We start from the raw sequence: 24,378 nt of genomic DNA on the forward strand, positions 1-24,378 counted from the left end.
TTTTTATTCTTACTCATGGGCACCTCTTTTAAGTGTTGAAATTATAACAAGTTAAAAGAGATGACACAGTTATTTAAACACTACCTCAATCAAATCACCCATCATTAAAAAAATACTGGCCTTTAATTTCTTTGATTATCATTTCATTACTAGCAGCCCTAAGCATTAATTGGCAAATTGGTGGCGACATGCGGGTCTGGATGCATTATTTTATGGGTATTTTTCTGGTAATTTTCAGTACCTTAAAACTATTTCATCCCCTAGATTTTGCCGATGGCTTCGAGATGTACGATATTATCGCCAAACGCTCCCGAATTTATGCTTATTGTTATCCTTTGATTGAATTACTTTTGGGCCTCGCCTACCTCTCGTTTTTTTTACCAATACTAACCTACCTCATCACGATTATTATTTTAACCATTGGTGCCATTGGCGTGATCAAGGGATTGCAACAAGGACTTGATATCAATTGTCCTTGTATGGGTACTGTTCTAGATGTGCCTTTATCTACAGTCACCCTTACGGAAGATATAGGGATGGCTTTAATGGCTTTTATCCTTTTGATTATGAGTATATTTTAATAGGTATAGGCTGAGCAAATAACTTGGAGAAATTAAAAAATGATGACTCCATTTTCACAAAAGTATTTTTATTTTATTGCAAATATCCTACTTACAGGTTATATACTGGTTATCTCAGCCCCTTTATTTAACTCTTTACTCGCAGCGCTTATTTTAGCTTTGGCTTTAAAACCATTTGCAACTTTTCTTGAAAAATTTAAGGTTCCTCGTCTTTTGGCTTCTCTTATTTCAGTGGTTACATTCGTCATTGTTTTAGCGGGCCTTATTCTTTTTTTTCAAGCTCAAATACGAAATATCGATTTTAAGCTAGGTCATATTAGTCAAAATATGGTCTCGATGCCAACCTATATCCAAAGCTCGATTAGTAATTTTTTTGGCATTAGCCAAGAGCAGCAGACTTCTCTCCTGAACGAACTGTTTACAATAATAATTAAAAACAGCACGGTTTTATTCAATCATACGTTATCTTTTACCACATCGCTTGTTGCTTCAATATCAATTTTTATTATCGCATTATTTTTTTTCCTTAATTATCGAAAATTTTTTAAAAAATTTTTATTCAAAATAGTTAAAGAGAAATACCATTCCAATTTAAATCGGATTTTAACTCGCATTCTATCTGTTGTCAGTCATTATATATTTGGTTTGCTTCTTATTATTTTCATCGTTGCTCTTTTGAATACTTTAGGGCTTTGGCTTTTAGGGGTAGAACATGCGATTTTGTTTGGTGTATTGGCTGCTGTTTTAATACTTATCCCGTACATTGGTATTTTTATCGGTTCTCTACTTCCTGCCTTATTTGTTTTATTGACAAAAGGATCGTTTGGATATGCCTTTGCTGTGATTATTATTTTTATAATTGTACAATTCCTTGAAGGTAATTTTTTAACTCCTAATATTGTTGGCAGCCAAGTGAGCGTCAACCCTTTTGCAGTGATATTGGGGTTGTTAATTGGCGGATTATTACTCGGAATAACTGGTATTATGTTCGCGCTTCCCGTACTGGCAATAACAAAAGTGATCTGTGATGAAATAAAATCCCTAGAGCCTATAGGATATCTAATTAGTAATCCTAAATGAAAATTTCGTAGCGTGGAATGATTTTCATACCTTATTTTATGACAAGTGATTTCCTGATCACGTATAACTAGCGATAAAACTGCTATTCCTGTTTGTTGGCATTTCATCTTTATGGATAACAACCAAGTAGCAGAAATTTACCCAATCACTTAATTAATAATTATCTTCGGACCTAATAATTAATAAAGTTATGTATCTTATGCAAATCTAATGACCAGAACCACGAATTAAAAGAATTGGTACTGTCGCTATACGGATGATATTATCAGCCACACTGCCTAAAAAAAATCGACTAAAACCTCGTTCAAGCTTCCTCCAACAATCGGACTGATGGCCATCGCCCTAGCACTTTCTTTGTGCTTGAATGTATCTGGTTCAATCTGGCCTGAAATTATTTCAGGTTCTAAAGTTTTCTTGGAGCAGATCAATTTTAATGATACCTCACTCCATGGAATGCTTGCTTTCTGTTGTTTGCTGGTGCGCTTCATATTAACATTAGCCAACTTGCTGAACAAAAAATCGTTATCACTGTGCTAGCCTTCATCGGCACCCTAATTTCCACTGCCATTGTAGGTTTGCTAATGTATTGGCTACTCGATTTAATCAATATTCAGATTTCTTTTATCTACTGTCTACTCTTTGGCGCTCTTATTTCACCTACTGATCCGATTGCTGTGATGAGCATTTTAAAAACCCTAGGCACTCCTAAGAATTTAGAAATGAAAATCGCTGGAGAATCGCTCTTTAATGATGGAATAGGTGTTGTACTCTTTCTGGGCATTCTTGAAGTTGTCTCGAGCCCACATGAACTTAGTATCTCACATTTATTAATACTGTTTATTACAGAAGCTATGGGAGGTGCCTTGTTTGGATTAGTAACCGGCTATATCGCCTACAAAATGTTAAAATCCATCGACAACTATCAGGTTGAAATTCTTATCTCGCTTGCCCTTGTAATGGGGGGATATGCGTTAGGAGAGCGGATTCATATCTCAGCCCCCATTGCAATGGTAGTGGCTGGATTGCTTATTGGTAATCATGGACGACAGTTTGCAATGTCTGATAAAACACGCAAACATCTAGATACCTTCTGGGAATTACTCGATGAAATATTAAATGCCGTACTCTTCGTTCTAATCGGCCTAGAAGTGCTCGTATTAACTATCAATAAACAATATTTGTTGATTGGAATAATTGCGATTCCAGTGGTCCTACTGGCGCGCTGGATTTCAGTGGGAGTGCCATTAACTTTAATGCGTCGTCAACTAAAATTCACACCGCATAGTATCAAGATTCTCACCTGGGGCGGATTACGAGGAGGGATTTCGGTAGCATTGGCGCTTTCTCTGGGCAATAATAATCGGAAAAGAAAATGAATTTACCTTTGAAGCTATCTTAATGATGACCTATATCGTGGTGGTTTTTTCAATCTTGATTCAAGGGCTGACTATCGGTCCATTAGTGAAAAAACTGTATGCACGCAATCATCGAAAGAAAGATTTTCATGGATAATATTGCAGAATTTTTTTTATTTAAGAAAATAACATTATATATCCCTTAAAAGATCGACTAATAAATTGATTGAATTAGCAAGAGCTATTTGTTCTTTTTCAGTTAAAACTTGTAAGTTATCGTTCAATCTATTATGCAGAAGATAAGGAGCAGCAGAAACAAATTCATTCCCCTTTTCTGTAATATCAATGTAAATAATACGGCGGTCCTGAATATCACGTGTTCGATGAACAAATTGTTTTTCTTCTAGACGGTCAATTACGCCTACAATAGTGCTCATTGATAAATAAATGTTCTTTGAAAGAGCAGATATAGTCATTCTTCCATTCTCATAAATTTCATACAAACAGACTATTTGAGGAACAGTTAAACCATAGCATTTGTTTAATCTTCTGGAATGATAGTCCATCTGCTGCATAATTTTTCGTAAGGCAAGGATGATGTTTTTGGAACGTTGTTCTGACTGTTGAGCAGCTGTGATTTTGTTGTCAAGCGATTTTTTCTCGATATCACTCATGAATGATTCTTTACCTATTAACGATTGCAATGAACTAATTTACCCAGTACCATGAGAAATACTTTGTGTACAAATCATTTCAACAGATATAGATTTTTAAGGGCATTAACTATTGTATCCAAGTATTGAATATAACTATAGAAGTATCCTCAAAAATAATATTGAAATTAATTTTCAATACGCCAGTCACTTTAGTAATTCTCAAGTATCATCAACAAAGGAGGTTATCGAATGGATAATCAAATTAACAAACTCTTAAAATCAACCAGGGATGCATCGCAATTGACCTGCACTCCTACAGAGGAAGAAATTTATTTTAATAGTAATGGAGTGTTAACATTAGGAGTAGAAATTGAACTCCAGCTCATTGACTCTAAAAATTATAATTTATGCTCAAAAGCAACTGATGTACTTAATGCTACAGCCCATCTCGAAAAAATTAAACAAGAGTTTTATTTAAGTACTATAGAAGTGACTACAGATAAATGCATCACTGCTCAGGAAGTTGAAGATGATCTTTATAAAACACTCTCTTCTCTACAATTAGCAACAAAGGATTTAGGGATTTTATTTTCCACAACCGGTTCCCACCCTTTCTCTAAATACTCCGATTGGGTAGTCTCTCCTACGACTCGTTATCAAGAGCTAATTGATCGTAATCAATGGCTTACCCGACGTATGAGCGTATATGGCTTACATGTTCACATTGGCATGTCCAGTGGTGAAGACTGCATTCGTTTTAACAATTTTTTTATGTATTTTTTGCCTCATTTATTAGCGCTGTCTTCAAGCTCTCCGTTCTGGCAAGGAATAGATACAGGGCTTTCCTCTTGCAGACCAACTACTTATGAAGCATTACCAACTGCAGGACAACCCTATCATGTGCGAACATGGCAAGATTTTGAGCATTTATATAAGTCATTAAAATTATGTGGTTCGATTAAATCGCTTAAAGACTTATGGTGGGATTTAAGACCAAGTCCTGGATTTGGAACATTAGAAATTCGTGTTTGTGATGGAGCAGCCACTTTATCAGAGACGCTTGCTTTAGTTGCCTTGATTCATACACTTGCCTATTGGTTTGCTGATAATGGAAGTTGGCTTGAATCAGTAGCCTATCCTCCTTATTGGCTTTCTCGTGAAAACAAATGGAGGGCCATTCGTTACGGTTTGGATGCTGAATTAGTAATAAACACCGAAGGTAAAACCAAATTGATGCGCGAAGACATCCATGAATGGTTTGAAAAATTAAAACCTTACATTAAAAAATTGGATTATCAAACTTATTTTTCTACTCTTGAAGTGATTATGAATTCAGGGACAAGTTCTGAACGACAACGTAAAGTATTTGCTCACAATCATTCCCTTAAAGATATTGTGAAACATAACGTCAGTGAGTTCTTACTTCAAACACCTCTATACAGACTCGAATCTGCCATTACAACCCCTTGATGGGAACCGCTGTTTAATAAAAATAATCGAGGAGGAAAATAATAATGAAACAAGTAACTTATACATCAAAAAAATTGGGGAATGTAACGATTAAAAGCGAATTGAATCATTACACCATTTATTCGAATAGGTTAGAGGCCAGATCCCTTAATCAAGATGAAGAGAGCTTTTTAATTGATAAATATACTCCTCTTTTAGAGACCCCTGAAAATATAAAGATGTTTGGTGAAGGAAAGACCTGGGAATCCTCTGCCGTAAAAAAGTTCATACAGGATGAAACGAAACGTTGGAACTCTGGTAACAAATTCTCGGTGCTTTCGATTTACCATTCAACTACTCAAGAATTTATTGGTTATCTCCACATAAAACATTCTTTAGATGATTTCTCCCATGTGGGAGTCGGCCATCAAAATGTCGGTGAAATTGCTTATATTATTGATCACGCTTTTTGGGGAAAAGGTTATGGAACTGAAATTGCAATCTTAGGGAAAAAGTTTATAAAACATATTATTTCTGAAAGTGAGAATGAAACCTTAGAAAAGAACATTAAAGAAATCGTTGCTACAGTTCACCCTTCAAATGAAGGTTCCAAAAGAATCTTACAGAAAACTCTGAAACATCAGGAGCAGGAAGAATTTACTAAGTTCTGTGATAAACCACGCCTATTATTTTTTAAACCATTAAAAACAGATGTGCCCCAGGTAGATGAATCTAGCGTTTTATCTGCAAAACTGTAACAAAGGAGAAGTAACAATGTGTGGTATTGCCGGTGAATTCCAATTCAATAAAAGAAATATTCCTCTTATTAATCTAGAAAAAGCTCTACTTAGGCAGTTTAACCGAGGGCCTGATGACGGTCATATATACCTGACGAAAAGTTTGGCGCTGGGGCATAGAAGACTTAAAATTTTTGATTTAACAAATCTAGGAATGCAACCCATGGTTGATTCAGATTTAGGTTTGGCGTTGGTTTTTAATGGAGCAATTTATAATTTTACTGAGTTACGTGATGTTCTAAAATCTAAAGGATACTCTTTTATTTCCAATAGTGATACAGAGGTACTTCTTAAGGCCTACCATGCTTGGGGAAAAAATTGTGTACATCGTATCTATGGTATGTTTGCTTTTGCAATCTGGGAACAAAATACAGGTAAATTGATACTTGCCCGTGATCGATTAGGCATTAAACCACTTTATTATTCTGCTGATGCAAACTATGGATTCAAATTTGCATCCACATTACCTGCTTTAATTGAATTTGGTAATGTCAATACATCAATTGATAGAGTTGCACTTCACTATTACCTAACCTTTCATGCGGTTCCTGAACCGCTTACCATCTTATCTGGTGTAAAAAAACTCTCTCCAGGTTTTCTAATGACCGTCCATCCAGATGGAAAAATTGAAGAGGAACGTTATTGGGATTTGAAATTCGATAATACAAATGCAGATCATTATCGTGATGAAAATTATTGGATAAAAAAAACTTATGAAGCATTAAAATCAACAACGCATCGCCAACTAGCGGCAGATGTTCCTGTGGGTATCTTACTTTCTGGAGGTTTAGATTCTTCATTACTTGTGGCGATAGCTTCCCAACTTAGACAACAAGAAATTCAAACATTCTCTATTGGGTTTGAAAGTGCAAATGGAGAGCAAGGAGATGAATTCTTGTATTCGAATCTCATTGCTTCAGAATTTAATACACAGCATCAGCAAATTTTTATTTCAAATAAGCAATTAGCCTATTCATTAGGAAATTGTATTTCTGCAATGTCAGAACCTATGTTGAGTCATGACAATATTGGCTTTTATCTTCTGTCACATGAGGTATCCAAATATGTTAAAGTAGTTCTTTCAGGCCAAGGCGCAGACGAGATTTTTGCAGGTTATCATTGGTTTCAAAATATACATGTAAGTCCAGCTTTACCATCACAGTCAGCGCAAATAATTTTTAACAAAGTAGCAGATCGCTCTTTTAAAGAATATCAGCAACTTGTAATGCCAGATTTTCAAACAACATTTCATGCTTCGGATTTTTTAATTAAGCTTTGTGAAACAAATAATTCTAAAAACCCAATTGATAATTTACTTAAATATGAAAGTACCTTCGCATTAGCGAACGGTCCTTTAAGCCGAGTTGATAATATGACAATGGCAGCAAGTCTCGAAGCAAGAGTACCTTTTTTGGATGAAGAGATGCTCAAACTTGCAACTTCTATGCCCCTTCAATATAAATTACCCCAAAGAGGTAAATATATCTTAAAACAGCTTGGAAGAAAAATGCTTCCTAAACAAATTGTAGATCGTCCTAAAGGATATTTTCCAGTTCCAGCGTTGAAGTATTTAGAGGGAAATACTTTGGAGTTAATGCGTGAAGTACTTTCTCCTGAAAACATAAAACAGAGAGGTATTTTTAATTTACAAACAGTTCAAAGCTTATTTACAAACTCAGCGAAGAATTTTACGCCTTCAGGTATTTCCAAGCTGTGGCAAGTTGGTTTGCTTGAGTATTGGCTGCAACAGCACAAGTTATGAATAAATTGATACAACGACGTGCTTATGGGTTTAGAAATTTTGAAAATTACAGATTAAGGGTTAAGGTTTGATTAGTGCCCCGGAAATGGGGAAGAGCCAAATTTGAGCAGCTCTGTGTCCTTGATTAACGCCCAGGAAATTGGGAAGAGCCGAAAAGTGTAGCCAGAAGTGTAGCCAAGAATTTTTATCAGAGAAGAGGAGGTTTAAATTTAATAGCTAACTTACTGATTCTAAGGGGTATTTTATGGTCGGGACGGAAGGATTTGAACCTTCGACCACTAGCACCCCATGCTAGTACGCTACCAGGCTGCGCTACGCCCCGATTGGATGCGCATAATAACTTGTCTGGGTACAAATAACAAGATTAGAAGCATACTATCTAGAGGATAGTTACTTTTGAGAACTTATGCCAACTGCAAAAGTTGGCATCTTTAAATTGAGAGTGCTTATGGTTCTTGGGTTTGTTTGAGATTCGTGTTCAGGAAATGCTTCACGAATTCATAGTCTTTGGTTTGTAATCTATTCCCACTGCAAGTGGGGCTTGCCCATTTGTCAGCACAGGGTTTATCTCTGGCGATAGACCACATGGCTAAACCACCTAGACCTTTAGTTTGTGCGAATTGTCTTAGAGTATCCGCATTCGCGAGAGTAAACTGTTCTGGGTTAACATCGTTAACGCCAATCATAGGAGTCACTATAATCTGTTGCCAAAGTATTTCTACCTTTTTTTCAGGATATAAGGCTTGCAAATTGTCATGTAGTGCAGTTGCCGCATCGATGGCATAGTTTCCCATATCGCCTGTATACGCTGGGCCATAATCCATTGCCATAATATTAACGAGATAATTTAGATTGGCCGCTTTCGCCGCGTTTAAAACCTCTTTTCCTTGGAAGGTTAAACCTTCAGGCATTACAGGGAGGGTGAAACTCAGTTTAATCTTTGGATTTTTTTGTTGGAATACCCGAAGCGCTTGCATCAATTTCGGCACATCGGCAGTTCCGTTTTCAATATCAAAATCCAAAGTCTTCGCTTGATAAGTAGTAACAACTTTTTCAAATATAGCAACAAGCTGATTTTTGTCGCAATTAAAAGAAATATCAGTACCACTTGCTCCACCGAAAGAAACAGCAACATCAACCCCATGTTGAGTTAAGCGATCGGTAAGGCGTTTGGCCCATTTGGTGTTAATTTCATAATCAGCTTGTGCCCCCCATGCAGGCTGACAACTACCGCTGTCGGTGATGAATGCCAAATGATAGGCTTTAATACCATTGTCTGCAGCAATCTTTGCCAAATCCATGGGTTCCATGCTTTGAGTCTGTGAGTCCCAATAAGTGTTTATCGTAAGGTCCGCATAAGGACTAAAGACAGGTGCAGGAGTAGCAGCAAAACTGTTCGCACCAAAAAGAATTCCCCAAAAGATAAAATTAAATTTATTCATTTGATTCGTTAACTCAAACAAAACTGAATAAACATGATACCATTTAATCATATATTATACAAACGAGTCATTAAGTGGCATTCCATGTCTTCAAGCAAGGCACATAAAATAGCATAATGTACTAAAGTTAAACTAATGATCGCCAATTTTAATAAAGAACACGTCAACGAATATTTATGGTTTCACCTGCATGATCCAAATTATAAAACTGAAGCTCATCAACAATTAGTAGGTTTCCATTAGGGGGTATCTATCATTGATGTTTCCAAAGATAACAAAGTAGACGAACAGGTTATGTCATTAAAACCTAACGTATAGTGGCGGCAATCTTAGGGAGAAGGTAGATTGTTGGCAACTTCATCTTCAGGATCTGTTTCTCCTGTCGTTTCATAACCAGGAACGCCGTCTCCAAGTAAATTAACTTCATCACCACCGATAAATTGATTCTGATTTAATTGATTAGAGCTTCCTTCTAACTCCAGCTCCTCACCAAAATCGAGCTCTGGTTGAATTAATGTATCTTCTGTTAACTTCTCTAAGTCACTCATTTTCGTCTCAACTATCGAATAGTCTTTATTTAATTATAGTTGCAACGATTTAAATAGTTTTAAGGGCAGTTACTGCCCTTAATTTTGAAGAGGGCTAACCAAAAGCATTAATACCAGTAATATGCCGCCCCAGTACGAGGGTATGCACATTGTCGGTGCCTTCGTAGGTAAAGACTGACTCCAAGTTCAGCATATGACGAATGACATGATACTCAAGGCTGATTCCATTACCTCCCAATAAATTACGACAAGCACGGGCAATCTTTAATGCTTCCCGACAAGCATTCCCTTTTGCCAAAGAAATCATTACCGGCGTTTCACGTTGCTGATCTTTTAAACGCCCAATCTGCAAATTAAGGCACTGCGCTTTAATAATTTCCGTATACATCGTTGCCAAATCTTTTTGGATTAATTGGAAAGATGCCAGCGGCTTATCAAACTGCTTCCGTTCAAGTAAATAATCGCGCGTAATATCAAAACAAGCCATTGCAGCCCCCATCGCCCCCCAAGCTATACCATAACGTGCCTGGCTTAAACAACTAAGAGCAGCGCCTAAACCTTTATCACTGGCAGGCAACAGATTTTCATCAGGTACAAATACATCTTCAAGCACTATTTCACCGGTAATCGAAGCCCGTAGTGACATTTTTTGCTTTATTTCCGGGGTGCTAAATCCCTCAAATTCTTTTTCGACAATAAAACCACGAATTCCTGCTTCTGTTTTAGCCCATACTATGGCGATATCCGCAATGGGAGCATTGGTAATCCACATTTTAGCACCGTTCAAACGCCAGCCACCTTCTACTTTTTTAGCGTGAGTCCGCATACTGGCTGGGTCGGAACCCGAATCAGGCTCAGTCAGACCAAAGCAGCCTATCACTTCACCAGCAGCCATTGCAGGTAAAAAACGCTTTCTTTGCTCTTCATTACCATAACGAAAAATAGGATACATGCATAATGAACTTTGTACGGAAACAAAGCTACGCAAACCACTATCACCACGTTCTAATTCCTGGCATACCAAGCCATAAGAAACGTAAGAAGCTTCAGCGCCACCGTATTCGGCAGGTAAAGTCAAGCCTAACAACCCCAATTCTGCTGATTTTTTTATCAATTCCTTAGGGAATGCACCATGCTCAAAAGCTTCGGCCATTAGCGGTATAACATCTTGATTTACAAAACGCGAAACGCTGTCGCGAATCATACGCTCATCATCGTGCAATTGTTCGTCAAGAAATAACAAGTCGTCCACGTTCCTTCTCCCTTTTAACTGAATGTAATGCCAAAACCGCCGCGACAATTGAATCTCGGCTAGGCAACAAATACTGCCAAGCAGTACCTAATGGGATGAAACAATCTTCCCCTGTAATTCGTTTTATTTTTAAACGGTTGGGTGCCTGCTCCATCAATAAAGTCATTAAACCTTCACTTACTGAACCACTTTGACGCCCTTCATCAACTATCAAGACACGCTTCGCTTTTGCGACTTCGCGAATGATTGCTTCGGCAGGAAGGGGACTTAACCAACGTAAATCGATTAATTTCACATCGATATTATGCTGTTCTTTTAAAAGTTTTGCCGCTTGCCTTGATAAATAATAGCCGTTGGCATAGGTAAGGATAACGGTATCTCCTTCACCATAAACACCTACTTCACCTGCTTCAATGACTTTATCAATTGGCGGGTATTCAAATAACCAGCCATTATCTCCGACTTCATGTAAATCCTTGGTCATATATAAAGCGATGGGCTCCAAAAAGACAACTACACGGCCTTCTTGATGGGCTAGTTTCATGCAGCTACGCAGCATCATCGCCGCATCAGGGCCATTTGAAGGACAAGCCACTATCACCCCCGGCAAATCCCGTAATACAGCAATAGAGTTATCATTGTGAAAATGCCCGCCAAAGCCTTTTTGATAAGCTAAAGAAGCTATGCGTAGCACCATCGGATTTTGATATTGACCATTAGAAAAGAAAGACAATGTTGAGGCTTCACCCCGCAATTGATCTTCAGCATTATGCAAATAAGCTAAAAATTGGATCTCCGGGACAGGTAAAAAACCATTGTGAGCCAAACCGATTGCCGTGCCTAAGATAGTCGTTTCATCGAGTAGAGAATCAAACACACGTCTTTGACCGAAACGTGCTTGTAAGTCCGCGGTAACACGATATACCCCCCCTTTTTTGCCAACATCTTCTCCAAATATCAACATATTTGGATATTGCATCATCAAATCCGTTAAGGCGAAATTGATGTTCTGGCAAAGGTTACGTTTCATCGTTAGCTGGTTATAACTACTACCAAAAACTTGCTGTCGTCTTGATTCATCGGGAGGTAAATAAGCTCGTTTATTCCGCACTTTCGGTACCAGGGAAGACATAACCTCTTTAGCACTAGTCATTTTCGGTAAATGAATGGCCTCCATTGCCTTGGCCTCAATAAGGGCACGGTTATCTTGATATAAATCGATCATGGCTTTTGTCGTCATCCACCCCTCACGATTTAGTATTGCTGCCGTATACAACAAGGGATCGTTTGCTTCTCGTTGTTCAATTTCAGACTGTGTATTGTATTGTGATTCGATATCAGAACCAGCATGTCCTAATAAACGCACGCATTTCATGTGTAAAAATACAGGTTGTTTTTTTATTCTTGCCAGATATTGAGCGTCCTGGGCTTTTTGATAAATATCAGCAATATTTAATCCATCACAACTTATGTAATGTAAACCTGGACGTTGCTTTACAGAAGTCTCAATCCAGGTACTTGGTGTAGGCACTGAAATACCAATTCCATTATCTTCACAGATAAAAACTAAAGGCAGAGGATAAGGTTGTATCGCAATCCAAGAACAGGCATTAAGTGTTGTTTGTGCTGTCGCATGATTGGTTGAAGCATCACCGAAAGAACACAAAATAACCGCATCAGCGGGCAACTTACTGCTAATCGCTAACTCTTTGGCTCGAGTAATCGACAAGGCTGTCCCTAATGCCTTAGGCAAATGAGAAGCAATCGTCGATGTTTGTGGTGGAATCGTTAGAGGAATGCTGCCAAATACCTTATGGCGCCCCCCAGCAATGGGATCTTGAGCAGCAGCTACTAAGGATAATAGGATATCCCTTACACCATCAGTGCTTGAAAGCTGTTTGGCTCGCTGTAAATAAAACGCTCCACTGCGATAATGCAAAAAAGCCATGTCGCTGGCTCTAAAAATCTTGCCAAAGACTGCATTTCCTTCATGACCACTGCTACCTATGGTGTAATAAGACAAACCCTTTTCTTTTAATTGGCGAGCAATGAGATCAAGTAACCGCGATTTAATTTGTGAGTCAAATAATTCAATGGCCGTTTTCTTATCCATGCCTACATCTGCGGGCAAGGTAGAGCTTCTAATTGTTGGGAAATCTGCGTTCTTTATACGCTTGATAAATTGTTCATCGACTACACTGGCTCTATCTAGCATTTTTTACACCCTGTCTTAGTATCCCCTATAGGGGTGATATCCTTTCTGGTCAGCATCAAGTGATTGATATCTCAGCCGATACAGTGGGCATCAGTATAGTTAAATGCCTTTATAAAAGACAAGTAAATTAAGTCAAAGGGAGAAATATGGCTGTTGATATGTCAAATAGCACTCCGATAGTCAGACTGGAGCCCATGCAAGAACTAAAGCTGACAAAAGCTGCCACAGAACTTTATGTTGGACAAATATTAAAGACTGTTGTGGTAAAAGCGTTGAGTGAGAACCAAGTACTTATCAACATTAATGGCCAAAACATTAATGCCAGAACTTCACACCATGTAGATCCCGGTGAATTATTACAAGTGAAAGTATTACAAACTGCGGGTGAAACAATACTGCAAGTTTTGCGCAGTCCACCGCAATCAAACCCTCTGCATACTGCATTAATGCAAATCCTACCGCACCAAGCCTCACCCACTTATTTATTATCCTCCTTAAGTGGTTTAGCAACCCTTCCTAATTTACCAGCGGGTATTCATCGACAAATCCAGCAGCTATTAGTCAGTATTTCGCCATTAACACAGCTACCTCAGCAATTGGGTCAAGCAATCAACTACAGTGGCATTTTTTGGGAAAATACTTTATTACACTGGCGTAAAGAAAGCTCTCGAGAATTATTAAATCTAGACTTTAAGGGGCAATGCCTGCGTTTATTTAATTTGCTAAATGAGCAGTTGCCTGCTTTACCTCGCTTAGCGAATTCAACCACCCCCTATGAACCTGATAAATTGCCATTACCAGGCAGTATCCCTCAACCTCTTCGAGGCCTACCCACGCTTTCTTATGCGGGGCAAACCATTGAACATATTTTAGCAATGTTATATGAGCATACTGGTAAAACTATAGCCAGAATTGAAACCAACCAACTTTTACATTTACTAAGCCCCCCAGATGAGCCTTACAGTGTTATGCTTGAACTCCCTATAAAAACACTAACAGGTCTTGAGGTTATTCCGCTCAAAATTGAGGAGCAGCGCAAACAAAATACGACAACGGTCTCAAGCTGGTCCATTAGTTTTGCCGCTCATTTTAACAACCTTGGAGATATACAGGCTAAAGTAACATTGCAAGACAAAACCATTGATATTCAAATCCATACTGATAAAGCAGAAACTGTTGAATTCCTATCGGATAATCAACAGACTTTTGGCGAACTTTTGCAGGAATTAGAGTTAACTTTAAGCAGCTGGAATGTTCATTTAGGCTTATTAACTGAGGAAGAAATAGATACCAGCAACTTACGTCTATTGGATATAAGAATATGAAAAAAGAAAAAATGCAAGCAGTCGCCTTACGCTATGATGGCAAATCCGCCCCCAAAGTAACCGCCAAAGGAGACGGCATTATTGCTGAACAAATTATTAAGATTGCCAAAGAGCATGGAATTCCTTTACAACACGATGGGCAATTAACAGGGCTACTCGCTCAAGTAGAATTAAATAAGGAAATTCCACCTAAGCTGTATGTAGCGGTAGCTCAACTACTAACTTTCCTTTATTATCATAATGGTAAAGCTCCACAAGATTACCAGTAACTGGCAAAAACTGCTCAAATATTCTACAATTTATCTACCGAAGCAGACTTGAGGTCAATTATGAAACGGATAGCATTAGTGCCTATGTCAGTCATTTTGACAGCTTGTGGTTATACAAACACTGATGTGGTTGAGTATAAACAAGTCAGTGTTACTCCTGTTGTTACAACCCGTGTTGTTACTACTCCCGTTGTTACTAAACGGTGTTGTGCTACCATCGTTAAAACACCTAACAGATGTTGTCCCACTTCTACCGCTGCGGTAATTACCACTCCCAGCTGCTGTGGCTCAACAGTCGTTGCGCCTGTGGTAACAACGCCAATAGTTTATGATTCAGTTAATATTGTTGATACAGAACCGGTGGATGTAACAACCACTACTGTTGAATATTACTAACCTTCAACTCACAACTGAATCAAGACTCCTTATAAGGAGTCTTGATTACAAAACTAGTTTAAGCTTAGTGGATTATAAGGGCATTGCTTGCATGCATTTCGGCAACTTTTGTTTTACAAAGCTCTTTAAACTCTGTGGCTAAGTGAGCTTTATGTGCTTGCATAGCATCAGTATTATTTTGCGATAACCGCTCTAGAAATCCAGACTCTGCATAATTAGTATTGATCTCACAAACAACCCCACGCTTTTTATTTCTGGTCGCTTTAACCTTGGAAGCTGCTGCTTGGTCTTCCATGCTAACGGAGGCAACTGCTCCATGAAGATTATGCTTATTATAGGCACTATCTATACTTTGTTGTAAAGCATCTACACTACCTGTTCCAGAAACATAGTCTGCCATTGCTTTAATAACATCACGCTTTTCGTAAGATAATTTTTCAATATTGGCTGGATTAATACTCTTTAGTAAACCTACTCGTCCTGCTACTGCCTGCTCCCGCTCATTTGCACTTTTACATCCGGCTAATGACATCTCTTCGACATATACGGATAGTGATTGTGCGAGCATGCCGAATTGTTTATTTTGATGTTCATTATTGGCCATTATTTTAAATAGCGCCTGCACTGCCAAAGAAGGCATATCTTCTGCAGGAGTCATAGGCTCTAACTCCTTCCACGCCGCTTTCTTTTTTATTAAATCCTCCATCATCCATTTACCATCAACGGAGTCTTTGAAGTAATGATCACCGTCTTTTGCTTGTGGGAGAAAGCGTAGATAACGGGTATGGGAAACATTAAATGTTGCTGTAATACTTTGACGCAAGGCAGGAGGAAAAACTGCTGCATGCTGGTTAAACGTTGCCAATAGTGCCAAATCAGTCATGACAGCAGCTTCTCTAGTAGCTCCATCATAAGCAGTATAACTTAACTCATTGGTGTGTTGGTTTACAGGGATGTTTTGCACATAAACTAAAGCATTTACCTCACCACGACTCAATTGCCTCCAATTATAAAGATGAGAACCCTTCATGATACGTGCAGCGCTAGCGCGCTGCCTATTAGCAGAATCAAATAACGTATCAAAAGGTTTAGAGTGCAGTGATGTTAGCAAATTATAAACAACGGGCCCAGTATACCCTGGTTTTCTTGCTACTAATATTTCATGTACATACTTAAGTTTAGCAGCCACATCTTGCACTGCGGTTGCATGTCCTACAGATTTCACAGCGATTGAAGGGACTCGGGCTTCAACAGTGCGATCTTCATAGGGAGCTACTGAGTTATCTTCAGGATTATAATGAGAACGAGAGATTACACGCACCGCCAGCTCTTTAGCACCAATTTTTTTATCATGGGCCGTTTTCTCGGTAGCACTGATATGAACAGCACTTTCATTGCTGATATCAGTCCATAAGAAATCCCAGCCAGTAGCAGTCGTCGATGTAAAAGCATGGTCATCTAATTTTTCAGAGAATATTTCGCTCAATGCCGTAAAATCTCTTCCTGAGTTAAATAATGCATTGACCAACTCTTGTCGTGATGCAGCTGCCAACTCTATACGAGCCTCGTCCAATTGCTTATTGAGCTCAATATAATCAATGCCTTGGGAGCCACTAACTTTCTGTAAAATATCCTTAAACTTCGCCAAAACCTTGGTATTTATTTCAGCCATAAGCTCAGCACGTTGGTTTTCATTAAGTAACTGGCCTTGATGAAGTAAGCTAGGGTTATTATCTAAGACTGTTTGCTCTAACCCACGAAGACTTAAAGAGACGTGCATCATCATTTCTGCTTGCAAAGCACTGACACTAGTCCTATCGTCAGAGCTCAAATAATCATCAAGAACTTTATCCAGGCTCTTGGAAGGATCAACCTTTTCTTTAAAAGCTGCTCTGAACTCTTCGACATGAGCTATATCAAGATTACAAAGTGTTGTCGTTGTAAGCGTCGTGCCAAGCAGCTTTTCCAAATCCTTCTTAGTTCCATTGTCTTGATTGCTAATTAGCGCACAAATTTTCGCATAATCGTCTTCATCCAATTTCACTGGAATAATAACGTGTCCCTGGGGATCAAAAATCAAATGTTTTTGTTTTATATTGGCACGAGCCTGAGCCAGACCTTTTTTCACGAGATAATTATGATAAATAGCCTCAGCAGACGCTTTTCCTCTGCCTGCCGCTTGTTGGGCGAATTGGCCAACCATCTCGTATTCTTGCACCATTTCAGTAATCTTTTTTTCAAGCGGAGAATGGTTATTGGTTTGTTCAGGATGCCGTAATACCTGGTCAATCTTCTCCTCAAGGAAATTTTTTTTGCGGCTAGCCATATCTAACATCTCAGATATTTCATCACCTTGTGGATCAAGTAGATTTCTTCTCATGTGGGCAACATCTTCATCTTGGCTTGTCATATTTGCCAATTTGTAGAGTTGAAACATTAACCCCGCCGCCCGAGAATTCTGAGCACCACCCCAGCTTGCAAATAATTCCTTTTTATTTGAACTTCCTAGGTGTTTATTAAGTACCTCGACCGTCAGCCCTTCTTTAGCAATATCTGTAGCCAATTTTTGGAAAAATTTGGTTTTATATTTATTAGGCCCCTTGAGTAGATAGGCATCTATCTCTTCAAGAGCAGATATTGCTTGATGCTTGGCAATCAATTGATTGCTTCCGGGGGCTAAACGCTCATATAACTTGTCTTTAAGTTCAACAAATAATTCATGATTTTCATGGTTTGGTGCTGCTGCTTGATTACGGAGACTAGCACTTTGGAGTAGTTTTAATCTCTCATTAAATTGAGTGCCCCCATTAAAGAAGGGCATTTCCTTTATGAAATTAACTACACTTTCAAAAAATCCAGGCTCCTGATGCAATAATTGATGCACTTCTTGCTGCATAGCCTGAGAAAGCTCGAAGAAACGTCTGGGTTGCTGCTTAATTAAAGCGGCGGCAATTTGAGGATGTGAATTACTTAAAGGTTTAAATAATTCTTGATTTTTGTTAACAAGCACCACTAATTGTTCTATCAATTGTAGGGCTTTCTCTTCTCCAAGTTCATGCTTGGGTTTCTCTATATAAAGATTGTAAAGTTCACTCACTACTTGAGGAATATATTCGGGAGCAACGTCTGATAACCTTTCTAATTGTCGTTCAAGTTCGTAAAACCCAGACTCATAACATTTTTCCAAACTTTGCGCCAAAGACTTATGCTGATATTGCAAGCCATCGACCCCCAGCAAGCCCTTTAATTCACGATCAAGAGCACTTTTACCCTCTTTCGATAAGCGGTTTTTTTGCCAAAAATGATAATTATATTTAATTAATGTTGTTTTATTTGGACCAGAGATATCTTCAGCTACAATAATCGCCAATGAGATATCATCTAATGGAACATTGAGGGTGCGGTAAAGTGCTGCAACCCATAGAGCCGCTTGCGAGTTAGGTGATTTACCTGCTTTACTTCCCAACCAAAACAGCAATTCACGATCTTCTGGCTTCAGTGAAGCTAATTTTTCGGTTAGCCTCTCTACAGTCAGCTTTTTATCTTTGATTAAGTCAATGATTTCTCGGAAAAATTTTTTCTTCATTACATCATGTGGAGAATTGCCTTTCTTAGCGATGTAAGCTTCAAGCTCTTTACGGAGAGACATGGCTATTTCCAAAAAATAGAGAACTACTATTCAAAGTATAGAACTTAGCTTAAGAGAGTATTAGTTGAGCATATCTTATAAAATAATTTACAAAAATGTTACACTTCGCCAAACAAAAGGAGCGCTGGAGTTTTCATAAGGACATTAAGTAAGTATGATGACCTATTACGATACTATTTACAGATATTATGAAACCCTATTTACTCCTAGGTTTACCCCTTCTCAACTTACAAGCACACGCCTTACCCCAAGGATTTGTTTATTTACAGCAAATAGCACCGCAAGTCGTTGAGGATTTACGTTATGTAACTGCTGACAATTTTATGGGGCGACCTGTTCCTGGCTATCTGGCCAATCGCTGCATCCTAACACTGCCAGCGGCTCAACAATTAGCAAAAGCAGAAAAAAAGCCTTGGCGATGGGATATACTTTTAAAGTTTATGACTGTTATCGCCCACAAAAAGCAGTTAACTCTTTTTATATATGGAGTCAAAAAACCAGCGACCAAAAAATGAAAATGGATTTTTACCCGCGCGAAGAAAAAGAAACACTTTTTGATAAAGGCTACATTGCAAAATCATCAGGTCATAGTCGGGGTAGCACCGTCGATCTAACGCTTATCAAACTAGGAGCCAAGAAACCGGTTGCCTCTGCAACTCCTACCTTTTGTTATGGAAAAACCAGAGCACATATTAATGATAACTCTATCAATACTGGTACTCGTTTTGATTGTTTTGATATCAGCGCCCATACCGACTATCAAGATTTAACCCGGGAACAAAAAAGCAACCGTCTATTGCTACGTAATCTTATGGTTAGTTACGGTTTTAAGCCTTATAGGGAGGAGTGGTGGCATTTTACTTTGCGAAATGAACCATATCCTCATAATTACTTTAATTTCCCAGTAAAATAACAAGCCGTTAAAAGCCTTGAACTATGCTCTTAGCGGAGAAAAAGCTTTTATTTCTTGATTACGGATTAAAGCTAGCCTAACTTTTAGTAGGGAGACAAAAGATGAAGCTACCTTTATTATTTAGGATTTATCGCTTTACTCTATCAATTACCAGCTATGTGCTGCCAAACTTTGCCGGTGTCATGAGTGCTAAACGCTTTTTAACACCCACAAGACACCCAAGACCCTATTGGGAAAAAAATATTATTAAAAAAGGGGAAGAAAAAATTCTCGCCAATGATATTAAATCATGGTGTTGGGGAGAAGGGCCTAAAATTTTATTAATCCACGGTTGGAATGGCAGAGGTAGTCAACTAGGATTTTTTGTTGAGCCTTTGGTAAATATGGGATTCCAAGTTATTGCCATTGATGGCCCTGCTCACGGAGATTCCCCAGGCAAACGAACTAATCTTGGAGAATTCGCAAAAAAAATAGTATCAATCCAAAGCGAGCTTGGTCATCTTTATGGGGTTATTGCCCATTCTTTTGGATGCCCAGTGATTATGGTAGCTATCGACAAAGGATTCTCTGCCAACAAACTTGTCCTGATTTCCTCACCTTGCGATTTACAGGAAATTTTTGACCGTTTTACCCAATTCATGAACCTATCCTTTCGCTCTACACAATATTTTCAAGCTTATATCGAAAAAAAAGCAGCGCTTAAAGTGAAAGACGTGCAACTTAAAGAAATTATCGCTCATTTTCAAAAGCCCATTCTTATTGTTCATGACAAAAATGATGCCGAAATTCCTTATAGGGAAGCCTTAAAACTTACTGAAAAATTAAAAAATTATGAGTATTTATATACCAAAGGTTTGGGTCATCGACGCATTTTAAAATCTCCAGAGGTTTTAACGAGAGTAGTCAGTTTTCTTAATAGCGAGCAGTCACTTAATGAGACTCATTGATAATAGGGGATAATATATGTGGTTAATTTTTGCTATTGCCGCTGCATTACTATGGGGATTAAATTACTCACTTGCAGAGAAAATACTTCATAGTATTTCGCCGGTTACTTTATTAGCTTTAGAGATGCTCATTGGTGCCATTATATTTTCACTTGTTTCTTACTTTACAACCTTTAAAAAAGATTTAGCATTACTAAGCACAGAACCTACTCTTTTATGGCTAACCATCCTTGAAGTAGCAATTGTTATCTTAGCCAGTTTTTTTATTGTTTATTCCATACAATTTAAAAATGCTACCTTAGCAGGCATTGTTGAATTAATTTATCCTTTATTTATCATTTTATTTACTTGGCTACTCTTTAGAGAAAATCACGTCGATACTTCAGTCATTATTGGCGGATTATTAATCTTTGTTGGTGTATTAATAATTAGTATCCCTTGAGATTTTCAGCTCTTTTATTGTAAGAGATGGCTACTTAAGAGCAATTGCCATCTCCTCATACCTCTAGATAACCGCTTCGCGAATAGTCCAAATACGCTGCACGTTATCAGGCATTTCTGTCACTTCCATCCATAAAACAAGTGGCTTGACTCCTATACCACCAGGAATCACTTTTGAAGACAAAGCCACTGCAAAAGGATATTTCTTGCTTAAATTTTTTAATACATTTAATACTCCGGATGCATCTGCCTGGTTATCTTTGAGGACAAGTTCATTGCCACGATAAATCACAGTAACTGCCTGTCCTTTGAGAGCATCCTTTACCACTGTTTCAAGACGTCGCCATCTTGACTGTCGACCTCTTTGTACCTCTGCTTGGGTAGGATTTTGTTGAAACTTAAGTTTCTTCTGCGGTGCAAATACCCTTGCCCAGGTATTGTTGCCCGGTTTTTGTTGTAAGAAATAGGTACATAGTGCATCAACTAAATAGCGATACTTTCCTGAAACTGCAGGCTTGGTGCCAGGAACATTATTAATAAAAATGGAGAACGCCAAAATATGAGCATTTGCAGTATATAGATAGCCTGAAAGACTTACTATTCCTTTCATGGTTCCTGTTTTAGCACGTACCATGTCTCTTTGTGTTGGTGCTTTAAAGCGTCGCTGCAAAGTACCATCACGGCCCGATACTGGTAATGCTGCTATGTATTCATAAGATAGAGGAAATCTCTCGTAGAGAAAACGCAATAAACTGGTTGTTTGACTGGGTGTTAATAGATCATGACGTGACAACCCAGAGCCGTCTGTCAGTACTGCATTGTTTAATTGAACACCTGTTTGCTGCTGGATAAAGTTTTTAACAATGGGTTGCGCCTCTCCCCAGTTTACTGGAGAACCCTTTAATTTCTCGGCCGCATGAAGGAATAGGCTGTCGGCATATAAATTATCAGATGGTTTTAACGTATCTGCCATCAGTTGAGCGATAGGCTTGGATGATTCTGTTGCTATAAGCAATGAACCAGAGGGCGCCTTGCCCAGCAAAACATTTCCTTCAAGAACAATGTTAGCCTCAGCTAATTGGCTCTTGATTAATCCTTGGGCAAACGTTAAAGGATTGCGAATAGCCATTTGTTGCTGTACTGCCCATTGCCCAACTGTAACACAACCACGAACACTCAAATGATTTTGTTCATCCATTGAAAAATCAACCCCACAACGACTCCCTTTCGCTTTTGTTTTTACCTGATTATTAATGACTATGCTTCCACCAGGATCATTGGTCTCAACAATCGCAGGCTCATCTATCTCCGCTGAAGGATTAACTGTCACCGTCACGCGATTAGCATCAATCATTACGGGCGCCAAAGGTGCCCCATAACCATAGACAAAATCCTCAGCCATCCATCCTGGAGGATAAGGATTAACCAAAGCATGGCTGCTGTCGATATAAACATTTCCTTGAATGCGATTGATATGCCAAGTTCTTAATCCTGCAAACAAGTTAGCCAAGCGCTCATGACTAAATGAAGGATCACCAGAAAGACGCAGATATAAAGAACCCTTTAATCTCCCCTTTTGCAACTGTGACGCATTAGTACTTAGTTGATTTTTAAAGCGATAATCTGGCCCCAAAACCATTAGTGCCGCGGCATCAGAAAATAATTTCATATTACTAGCCGGGACAAAAGTACGGCTTTGATTTCGACGATACAAAGTAGCTCCCGTCGTTAAATCAACCACCTCGATCCCTATGTTAAGAGAAGAGGAGACCTGATTGATTAACTTATCAACACCGGTTTGAAGACTGGCATAGGAAGATGCCGCTAACAAAGTTAATAATGTGCCCAACAACATCCTTTTCATCAATTTCGGTTCCTTTATGCTGGAATTTAATAAGGAAATGTTAATCATAACGCAAGCCCATACGCTCCAGAAGCCCTGCTAAGGTATCATTATCGAAAAACTTAACTTGTAGCCATCCTCCACTACCTTCATTAGCAACAATTTGTACAGGAGCACCTATTTGCTCAGCTATTTTATTCTCTAGACGCACAATATCACGATCGCGGCTAGGGTCTCGTAGAGTCTGCTCACCTTCTTTAATCTCTTTGACTTTCTTTTCCAAATAACGCACAGACCATTCATGCTCTTCAATTTGTTTTGCTAAAGAACGTTGTTGGTTAACAGACAGCCCCACCAACATCTTCGCATGCCCCATGGACAGTCGCCCGGCCCTCACCTGCTCTTGTATAGATTCACATAACGTTAATAGGCGTAAAATATTGGCAATATGGCTTCGTGACTTACCTACCAACACAGCTATTTCATCTTGCTGAAAATAAAAATCATCAAGAAGACGACGATAGCCATTTGCTTCTTCAATTAAATTTAAATTCTCGCGCTGAATGTTCTCAATAAGCGTCACTGCAGCTGCTTGCTCATCCGAATAGTCACCAATTAAACAGGGAAGCTCCGTTAAATTGGCCATCATTGCTGCACGCCACCGCCGCTCACCAGCAATAATTTCATAACTATCTTTTGCCAATTCCCTAATGACTAAAGGCTCGATTAAGCCTTGAGAAGCAATAGAGTCAGCTAATTCTTGTAGGGCAGATTGTGTGAAATTTTTTCGAGGCTGATAACGACCGGGACGCAAAAATTCAATAGGGATTAATTTATAGACTGTTTTCATATTGAAGAAACATAAACTAAGTGAGCTTATTGTTTCATAAGATTTCAAAATTCCATAATCGTGTTTACTAAAAATGTGCAAAAACTAGGGATTTAATTGTAAAGAGTCATCAAAAGATAGCTTGGCCGCTGCTGGCAATGGTTCACGAGCAAAAAAGCCTATGGTAGACAAGCTAACACTGTTGTTGGTAATTTGACAGGATGCCTCAGCAGATAGACGGGATACCTCTGCAAATAAAAGTGGATTACTGCTTAAAAACTCTTTTGCTTGTGTCCTGATGAAACTGTCATTAGAATCCAGAATTTGTCCTATATAACTTGCTGCTTGTTGTAACTTAGCCTCAGAACCTGTTGCCGCAAGTGCTACCGCCATATCCAGCATAGCATTCGTTAAACCCTGATCCAGCGCGATTTTCATCCACTTCATATACTGGCTGGAATTTTGCGGATAATTTTGGGCTGCCCTATAAGCCGAAACAGCATTTCCCTTGAGCGTCGCTAAGGCTTTCAAGTGCTTTAATTCATTAATTGCTTCTGTTTTGCTTTGATAATCATTAGCAGTTTGCTCTAAATGACTCAATTCACTGATATTGGGCATAATTACTAATT

Annotated in this window: 20 protein-coding genes, 1 tRNA gene and 3 pseudogenes; 13 read left to right on the forward strand and 11 right to left on the reverse strand. The window is 38.6% G+C overall.

Annotated elements, in window-relative coordinates; translation table 11 throughout:
- Window positions 1-200: 200 nt before the first annotated feature.
- Both Lbru_RS14315 and Lbru_RS14320 read left to right on the forward strand, forming a co-directional pair.
- Window positions 201-581 (forward strand): MauE/DoxX family redox-associated membrane protein, encoded by a 381-nt coding sequence (locus tag Lbru_RS14315; protein WP_338011175.1) that lies wholly within the window; start codon window positions 201-203, stop codon window positions 579-581.
- A 39-nt stretch (window positions 582-620) separates the two neighbouring features.
- A complete protein-coding gene (locus Lbru_RS14320; RefSeq protein WP_058442822.1) occupies window positions 621-1,661 on the forward strand; it encodes an AI-2E family transporter in 1,041 nt (346 codons plus the stop codon).
- Window positions 1,662-1,868: 207 nt separating this feature from the next.
- Here Lbru_RS14320 and Lbru_RS17865 read toward each other — a convergent pair.
- Window positions 1,869-1,964 (reverse strand): annotated as a pseudogene (locus Lbru_RS17865) (universal stress protein); the annotation flags it as partial.
- A 164-nt stretch (window positions 1,965-2,128) separates the two neighbouring features.
- Between Lbru_RS17865 and Lbru_RS14325 the strand changes: the two are divergent.
- Complete coding sequence (locus tag Lbru_RS14325) at window positions 2,129-3,037, forward strand: cation:proton antiporter (RefSeq protein ID WP_238583896.1); 909 nt, start codon at window positions 2,129-2,131, stop codon at window positions 3,035-3,037.
- A gap of 170 nt (window positions 3,038-3,207) precedes the next feature.
- On the opposite strand, the gene Lbru_RS14330 is transcribed toward Lbru_RS14325, so the two are convergent.
- On the reverse strand, window positions 3,208-3,690 hold the full coding sequence (locus tag Lbru_RS14330) for a MarR family winged helix-turn-helix transcriptional regulator (RefSeq protein WP_058442823.1): 483 nt from the start codon (window positions 3,688-3,690) through the stop codon (window positions 3,208-3,210).
- Window positions 3,691-3,921: 231 nt separating this feature from the next.
- Between Lbru_RS14330 and Lbru_RS14335 the strand changes: the two genes are divergently transcribed.
- The 4 genes and pseudogenes from Lbru_RS14335 to Lbru_RS17275 form a co-directional block, all read left to right on the forward strand.
- Complete coding sequence (locus Lbru_RS14335; RefSeq protein ID WP_058442824.1) at window positions 3,922-5,142, forward strand: carboxylate-amine ligase; 1,221 nt, start codon at window positions 3,922-3,924, stop codon at window positions 5,140-5,142.
- 44 nt (window positions 5,143-5,186) lie between these two features.
- Window positions 5,187-5,879, forward strand: coding sequence for a GNAT family N-acetyltransferase (locus Lbru_RS14340; protein ID WP_058442825.1), 693 nt, complete (start codon window positions 5,187-5,189; stop codon window positions 5,877-5,879).
- A 16-nt stretch (window positions 5,880-5,895) separates the two neighbouring features.
- Complete coding sequence (locus Lbru_RS14345; protein ID WP_058442826.1) at window positions 5,896-7,680, forward strand: N-acetylglutaminylglutamine amidotransferase; 1,785 nt, start codon at window positions 5,896-5,898, stop codon at window positions 7,678-7,680.
- Window positions 7,681-7,682: 2 nt separating this feature from the next.
- Window positions 7,683-7,751, forward strand: a pseudogene (locus Lbru_RS17275) (transposase); the annotation flags it as partial.
- Window positions 7,752-7,925: 174 nt separating this feature from the next.
- On the opposite strand, the gene Lbru_RS14350 reads toward Lbru_RS17275, so the two are convergent.
- The 5 genes from Lbru_RS14350 to Lbru_RS14370 form a co-directional block, all read right to left on the reverse strand.
- A tRNA-Pro gene (locus Lbru_RS14350) sits at window positions 7,926-8,002 on the reverse strand.
- A 124-nt stretch (window positions 8,003-8,126) separates the two neighbouring features.
- Complete coding sequence (locus Lbru_RS14355; RefSeq protein WP_058443165.1) at window positions 8,127-9,122, reverse strand: chitinase; 996 nt, start codon at window positions 9,120-9,122, stop codon at window positions 8,127-8,129.
- A 329-nt stretch (window positions 9,123-9,451) separates the two neighbouring features.
- Window positions 9,452-9,670: a hypothetical protein gene (locus tag Lbru_RS14360; RefSeq protein WP_058442827.1), complete on the reverse strand. Its 219-nt coding sequence runs from the start codon at window positions 9,668-9,670 to the stop codon at window positions 9,452-9,454.
- A 94-nt stretch (window positions 9,671-9,764) separates the two neighbouring features.
- Window positions 9,765-10,922 (reverse strand): acyl-CoA dehydrogenase family protein, encoded by a 1,158-nt coding sequence (locus Lbru_RS14365; protein WP_058442828.1) that lies wholly within the window; start codon window positions 10,920-10,922, stop codon window positions 9,765-9,767.
- Entirely contained in the window at window positions 10,900-13,137 is a 2,238-nt protein-coding gene (locus Lbru_RS14370; RefSeq protein ID WP_058442829.1) for a thiamine pyrophosphate-dependent enzyme, read from the reverse strand. Before Lbru_RS14370 ends, Lbru_RS14365 begins: the two co-directional genes overlap by 23 nt.
- Before the next feature lie 146 nt (window positions 13,138-13,283).
- Here Lbru_RS14370 and Lbru_RS14375 point away from each other — a divergent pair, with 146 nt between their 5' ends.
- From Lbru_RS14375 to Lbru_RS14385, 3 genes are read left to right on the forward strand one after another with little or no spacing between them, the layout of a single operon-like run.
- Window positions 13,284-14,462, forward strand: a complete 1,179-nt coding sequence (locus Lbru_RS14375) for a flagellar hook-length control protein FliK (RefSeq protein ID WP_058442830.1) — start codon at window positions 13,284-13,286, stop codon at window positions 14,460-14,462.
- A complete protein-coding gene (locus Lbru_RS14380; protein ID WP_058442831.1) occupies window positions 14,459-14,731 on the forward strand; it encodes an EscU/YscU/HrcU family type III secretion system export apparatus switch protein in 273 nt (90 codons plus the stop codon). The genes Lbru_RS14375 and Lbru_RS14380 overlap by 4 nt, the downstream gene beginning before the upstream one ends.
- Before the next feature lie 60 nt (window positions 14,732-14,791).
- Complete coding sequence (locus Lbru_RS14385; protein WP_058442832.1) at window positions 14,792-15,127, forward strand: hypothetical protein; 336 nt, start codon at window positions 14,792-14,794, stop codon at window positions 15,125-15,127.
- 64 nt (window positions 15,128-15,191) lie between these two features.
- Here the strand turns inward: Lbru_RS14385 and Lbru_RS14390 are convergent, their stop codons facing one another.
- Complete coding sequence (locus Lbru_RS14390) at window positions 15,192-18,776, reverse strand: hypothetical protein (protein WP_058442833.1); 3,585 nt, start codon at window positions 18,774-18,776, stop codon at window positions 15,192-15,194.
- Between the two features lie 188 nt (window positions 18,777-18,964).
- Here Lbru_RS14390 and Lbru_RS14395 point away from each other — a divergent pair.
- The 3 genes and pseudogenes from Lbru_RS14395 to Lbru_RS14405 all read left to right on the forward strand — a co-directional run bounded on the left by Lbru_RS14395 (window position 18,965) and on the right by Lbru_RS14405 (window position 21,078).
- Window positions 18,965-19,689 (forward strand): annotated as a pseudogene (locus tag Lbru_RS14395) (M15 family metallopeptidase).
- Window positions 19,690-19,790: 101 nt separating this feature from the next.
- On the forward strand, window positions 19,791-20,636 hold the full coding sequence (locus Lbru_RS14400; RefSeq protein ID WP_058442834.1) for an alpha/beta hydrolase: 846 nt from the start codon (window positions 19,791-19,793) through the stop codon (window positions 20,634-20,636).
- Window positions 20,637-20,652: 16 nt separating this feature from the next.
- Window positions 20,653-21,078, forward strand: coding sequence for a DMT family transporter (locus Lbru_RS14405; RefSeq protein ID WP_058442835.1), 426 nt, complete (start codon window positions 20,653-20,655; stop codon window positions 21,076-21,078).
- A 63-nt stretch (window positions 21,079-21,141) separates the two neighbouring features.
- Here the strand turns inward: Lbru_RS14405 and dacB are convergent, their stop codons facing one another.
- The 3 genes from dacB to Lbru_RS14420 form a co-directional block, all read right to left on the reverse strand.
- Entirely contained in the window at window positions 21,142-22,941 is a 1,800-nt protein-coding gene (gene dacB / locus Lbru_RS14410) for a D-alanyl-D-alanine carboxypeptidase/D-alanyl-D-alanine endopeptidase (protein WP_058443166.1), read from the reverse strand.
- A gap of 40 nt (window positions 22,942-22,981) precedes the next feature.
- Window positions 22,982-23,770 carry a ParB/RepB/Spo0J family partition protein gene (locus Lbru_RS14415; RefSeq protein ID WP_058442836.1) on the reverse strand — a complete coding sequence of 263 codons (789 nt, stop codon included), beginning with the start codon at window positions 23,768-23,770 and terminating at the stop codon, window positions 22,982-22,984.
- An 84-nt stretch (window positions 23,771-23,854) separates the two neighbouring features.
- The gene (locus Lbru_RS14420) at window positions 23,855-24,367 is read right to left on the reverse strand and encodes a hypothetical protein (RefSeq protein ID WP_058442837.1); all 513 of its coding nucleotides are present in this window, start codon (window positions 24,365-24,367) and stop codon (window positions 23,855-23,857) included.
- Window positions 24,368-24,378 lie beyond the last annotated feature (11 nt).

The sequence above is a fragment of the Legionella brunensis genome (assembly GCF_001467025.1).
GTDB classification, from domain to species: domain Bacteria; phylum Pseudomonadota; class Gammaproteobacteria; order Legionellales; family Legionellaceae; genus Tatlockia; species Tatlockia brunensis.

Excerpts from the sequence above, each read along its gene's own strand:
- Lbru_RS14315 (WP_338011175.1), top strand. The coding sequence starts at position 201 with ATGCATTATTTTATGGGTATTTTTCTGGTAATTTTCAGTACCTTAAAA.
- Lbru_RS14320 (WP_058442822.1), top strand. The coding sequence starts at position 621 with ATGATGACTCCATTTTCACAAAAGTATTTTTATTTTATTGCAAATATC.
- Lbru_RS14330 (WP_058442823.1), bottom strand. The coding sequence starts at position 3,690 with ATGAGTGATATCGAGAAAAAATCGCTTGACAACAAAATCACAGCTGCT.
- Lbru_RS14335 (WP_058442824.1), top strand. The coding sequence starts at position 3,922 with ATGGATAATCAAATTAACAAACTCTTAAAATCAACCAGGGATGCATCG.
- Lbru_RS14340 (WP_058442825.1), top strand. The coding sequence starts at position 5,187 with ATGAAACAAGTAACTTATACATCAAAAAAATTGGGGAATGTAACGATT.
- Lbru_RS14345 (WP_058442826.1), top strand. The coding sequence starts at position 5,896 with ATGTGTGGTATTGCCGGTGAATTCCAATTCAATAAAAGAAATATTCCT.
- Lbru_RS14355 (WP_058443165.1), bottom strand. The coding sequence starts at position 9,122 with ATGAATAAATTTAATTTTATCTTTTGGGGAATTCTTTTTGGTGCGAAC.
- Lbru_RS14360 (WP_058442827.1), bottom strand. The coding sequence starts at position 9,670 with ATGAGTGACTTAGAGAAGTTAACAGAAGATACATTAATTCAACCAGAG.
- Lbru_RS14370 (WP_058442829.1), bottom strand. The coding sequence starts at position 13,137 with ATGCTAGATAGAGCCAGTGTAGTCGATGAACAATTTATCAAGCGTATA.
- Lbru_RS14375 (WP_058442830.1), top strand. The coding sequence starts at position 13,284 with ATGGCTGTTGATATGTCAAATAGCACTCCGATAGTCAGACTGGAGCCC.
- Lbru_RS14380 (WP_058442831.1), top strand. The coding sequence starts at position 14,459 with ATGAAAAAAGAAAAAATGCAAGCAGTCGCCTTACGCTATGATGGCAAA.
- Lbru_RS14385 (WP_058442832.1), top strand. The coding sequence starts at position 14,792 with ATGAAACGGATAGCATTAGTGCCTATGTCAGTCATTTTGACAGCTTGT.
- Lbru_RS14390 (WP_058442833.1), bottom strand. The coding sequence starts at position 18,776 with ATGTCTCTCCGTAAAGAGCTTGAAGCTTACATCGCTAAGAAAGGCAAT.
- Lbru_RS14400 (WP_058442834.1), top strand. The coding sequence starts at position 19,791 with ATGAAGCTACCTTTATTATTTAGGATTTATCGCTTTACTCTATCAATT.
- Lbru_RS14405 (WP_058442835.1), top strand. The coding sequence starts at position 20,653 with ATGTGGTTAATTTTTGCTATTGCCGCTGCATTACTATGGGGATTAAAT.
- dacB (WP_058443166.1), bottom strand. The coding sequence starts at position 22,941 with ATGAAAAGGATGTTGTTGGGCACATTATTAACTTTGTTAGCGGCATCT.
- Lbru_RS14415 (WP_058442836.1), bottom strand. The coding sequence starts at position 23,770 with ATGAAAACAGTCTATAAATTAATCCCTATTGAATTTTTGCGTCCCGGT.
- Lbru_RS14420 (WP_058442837.1), bottom strand. The coding sequence starts at position 24,367 with ATGCCCAATATCAGTGAATTGAGTCATTTAGAGCAAACTGCTAATGAT.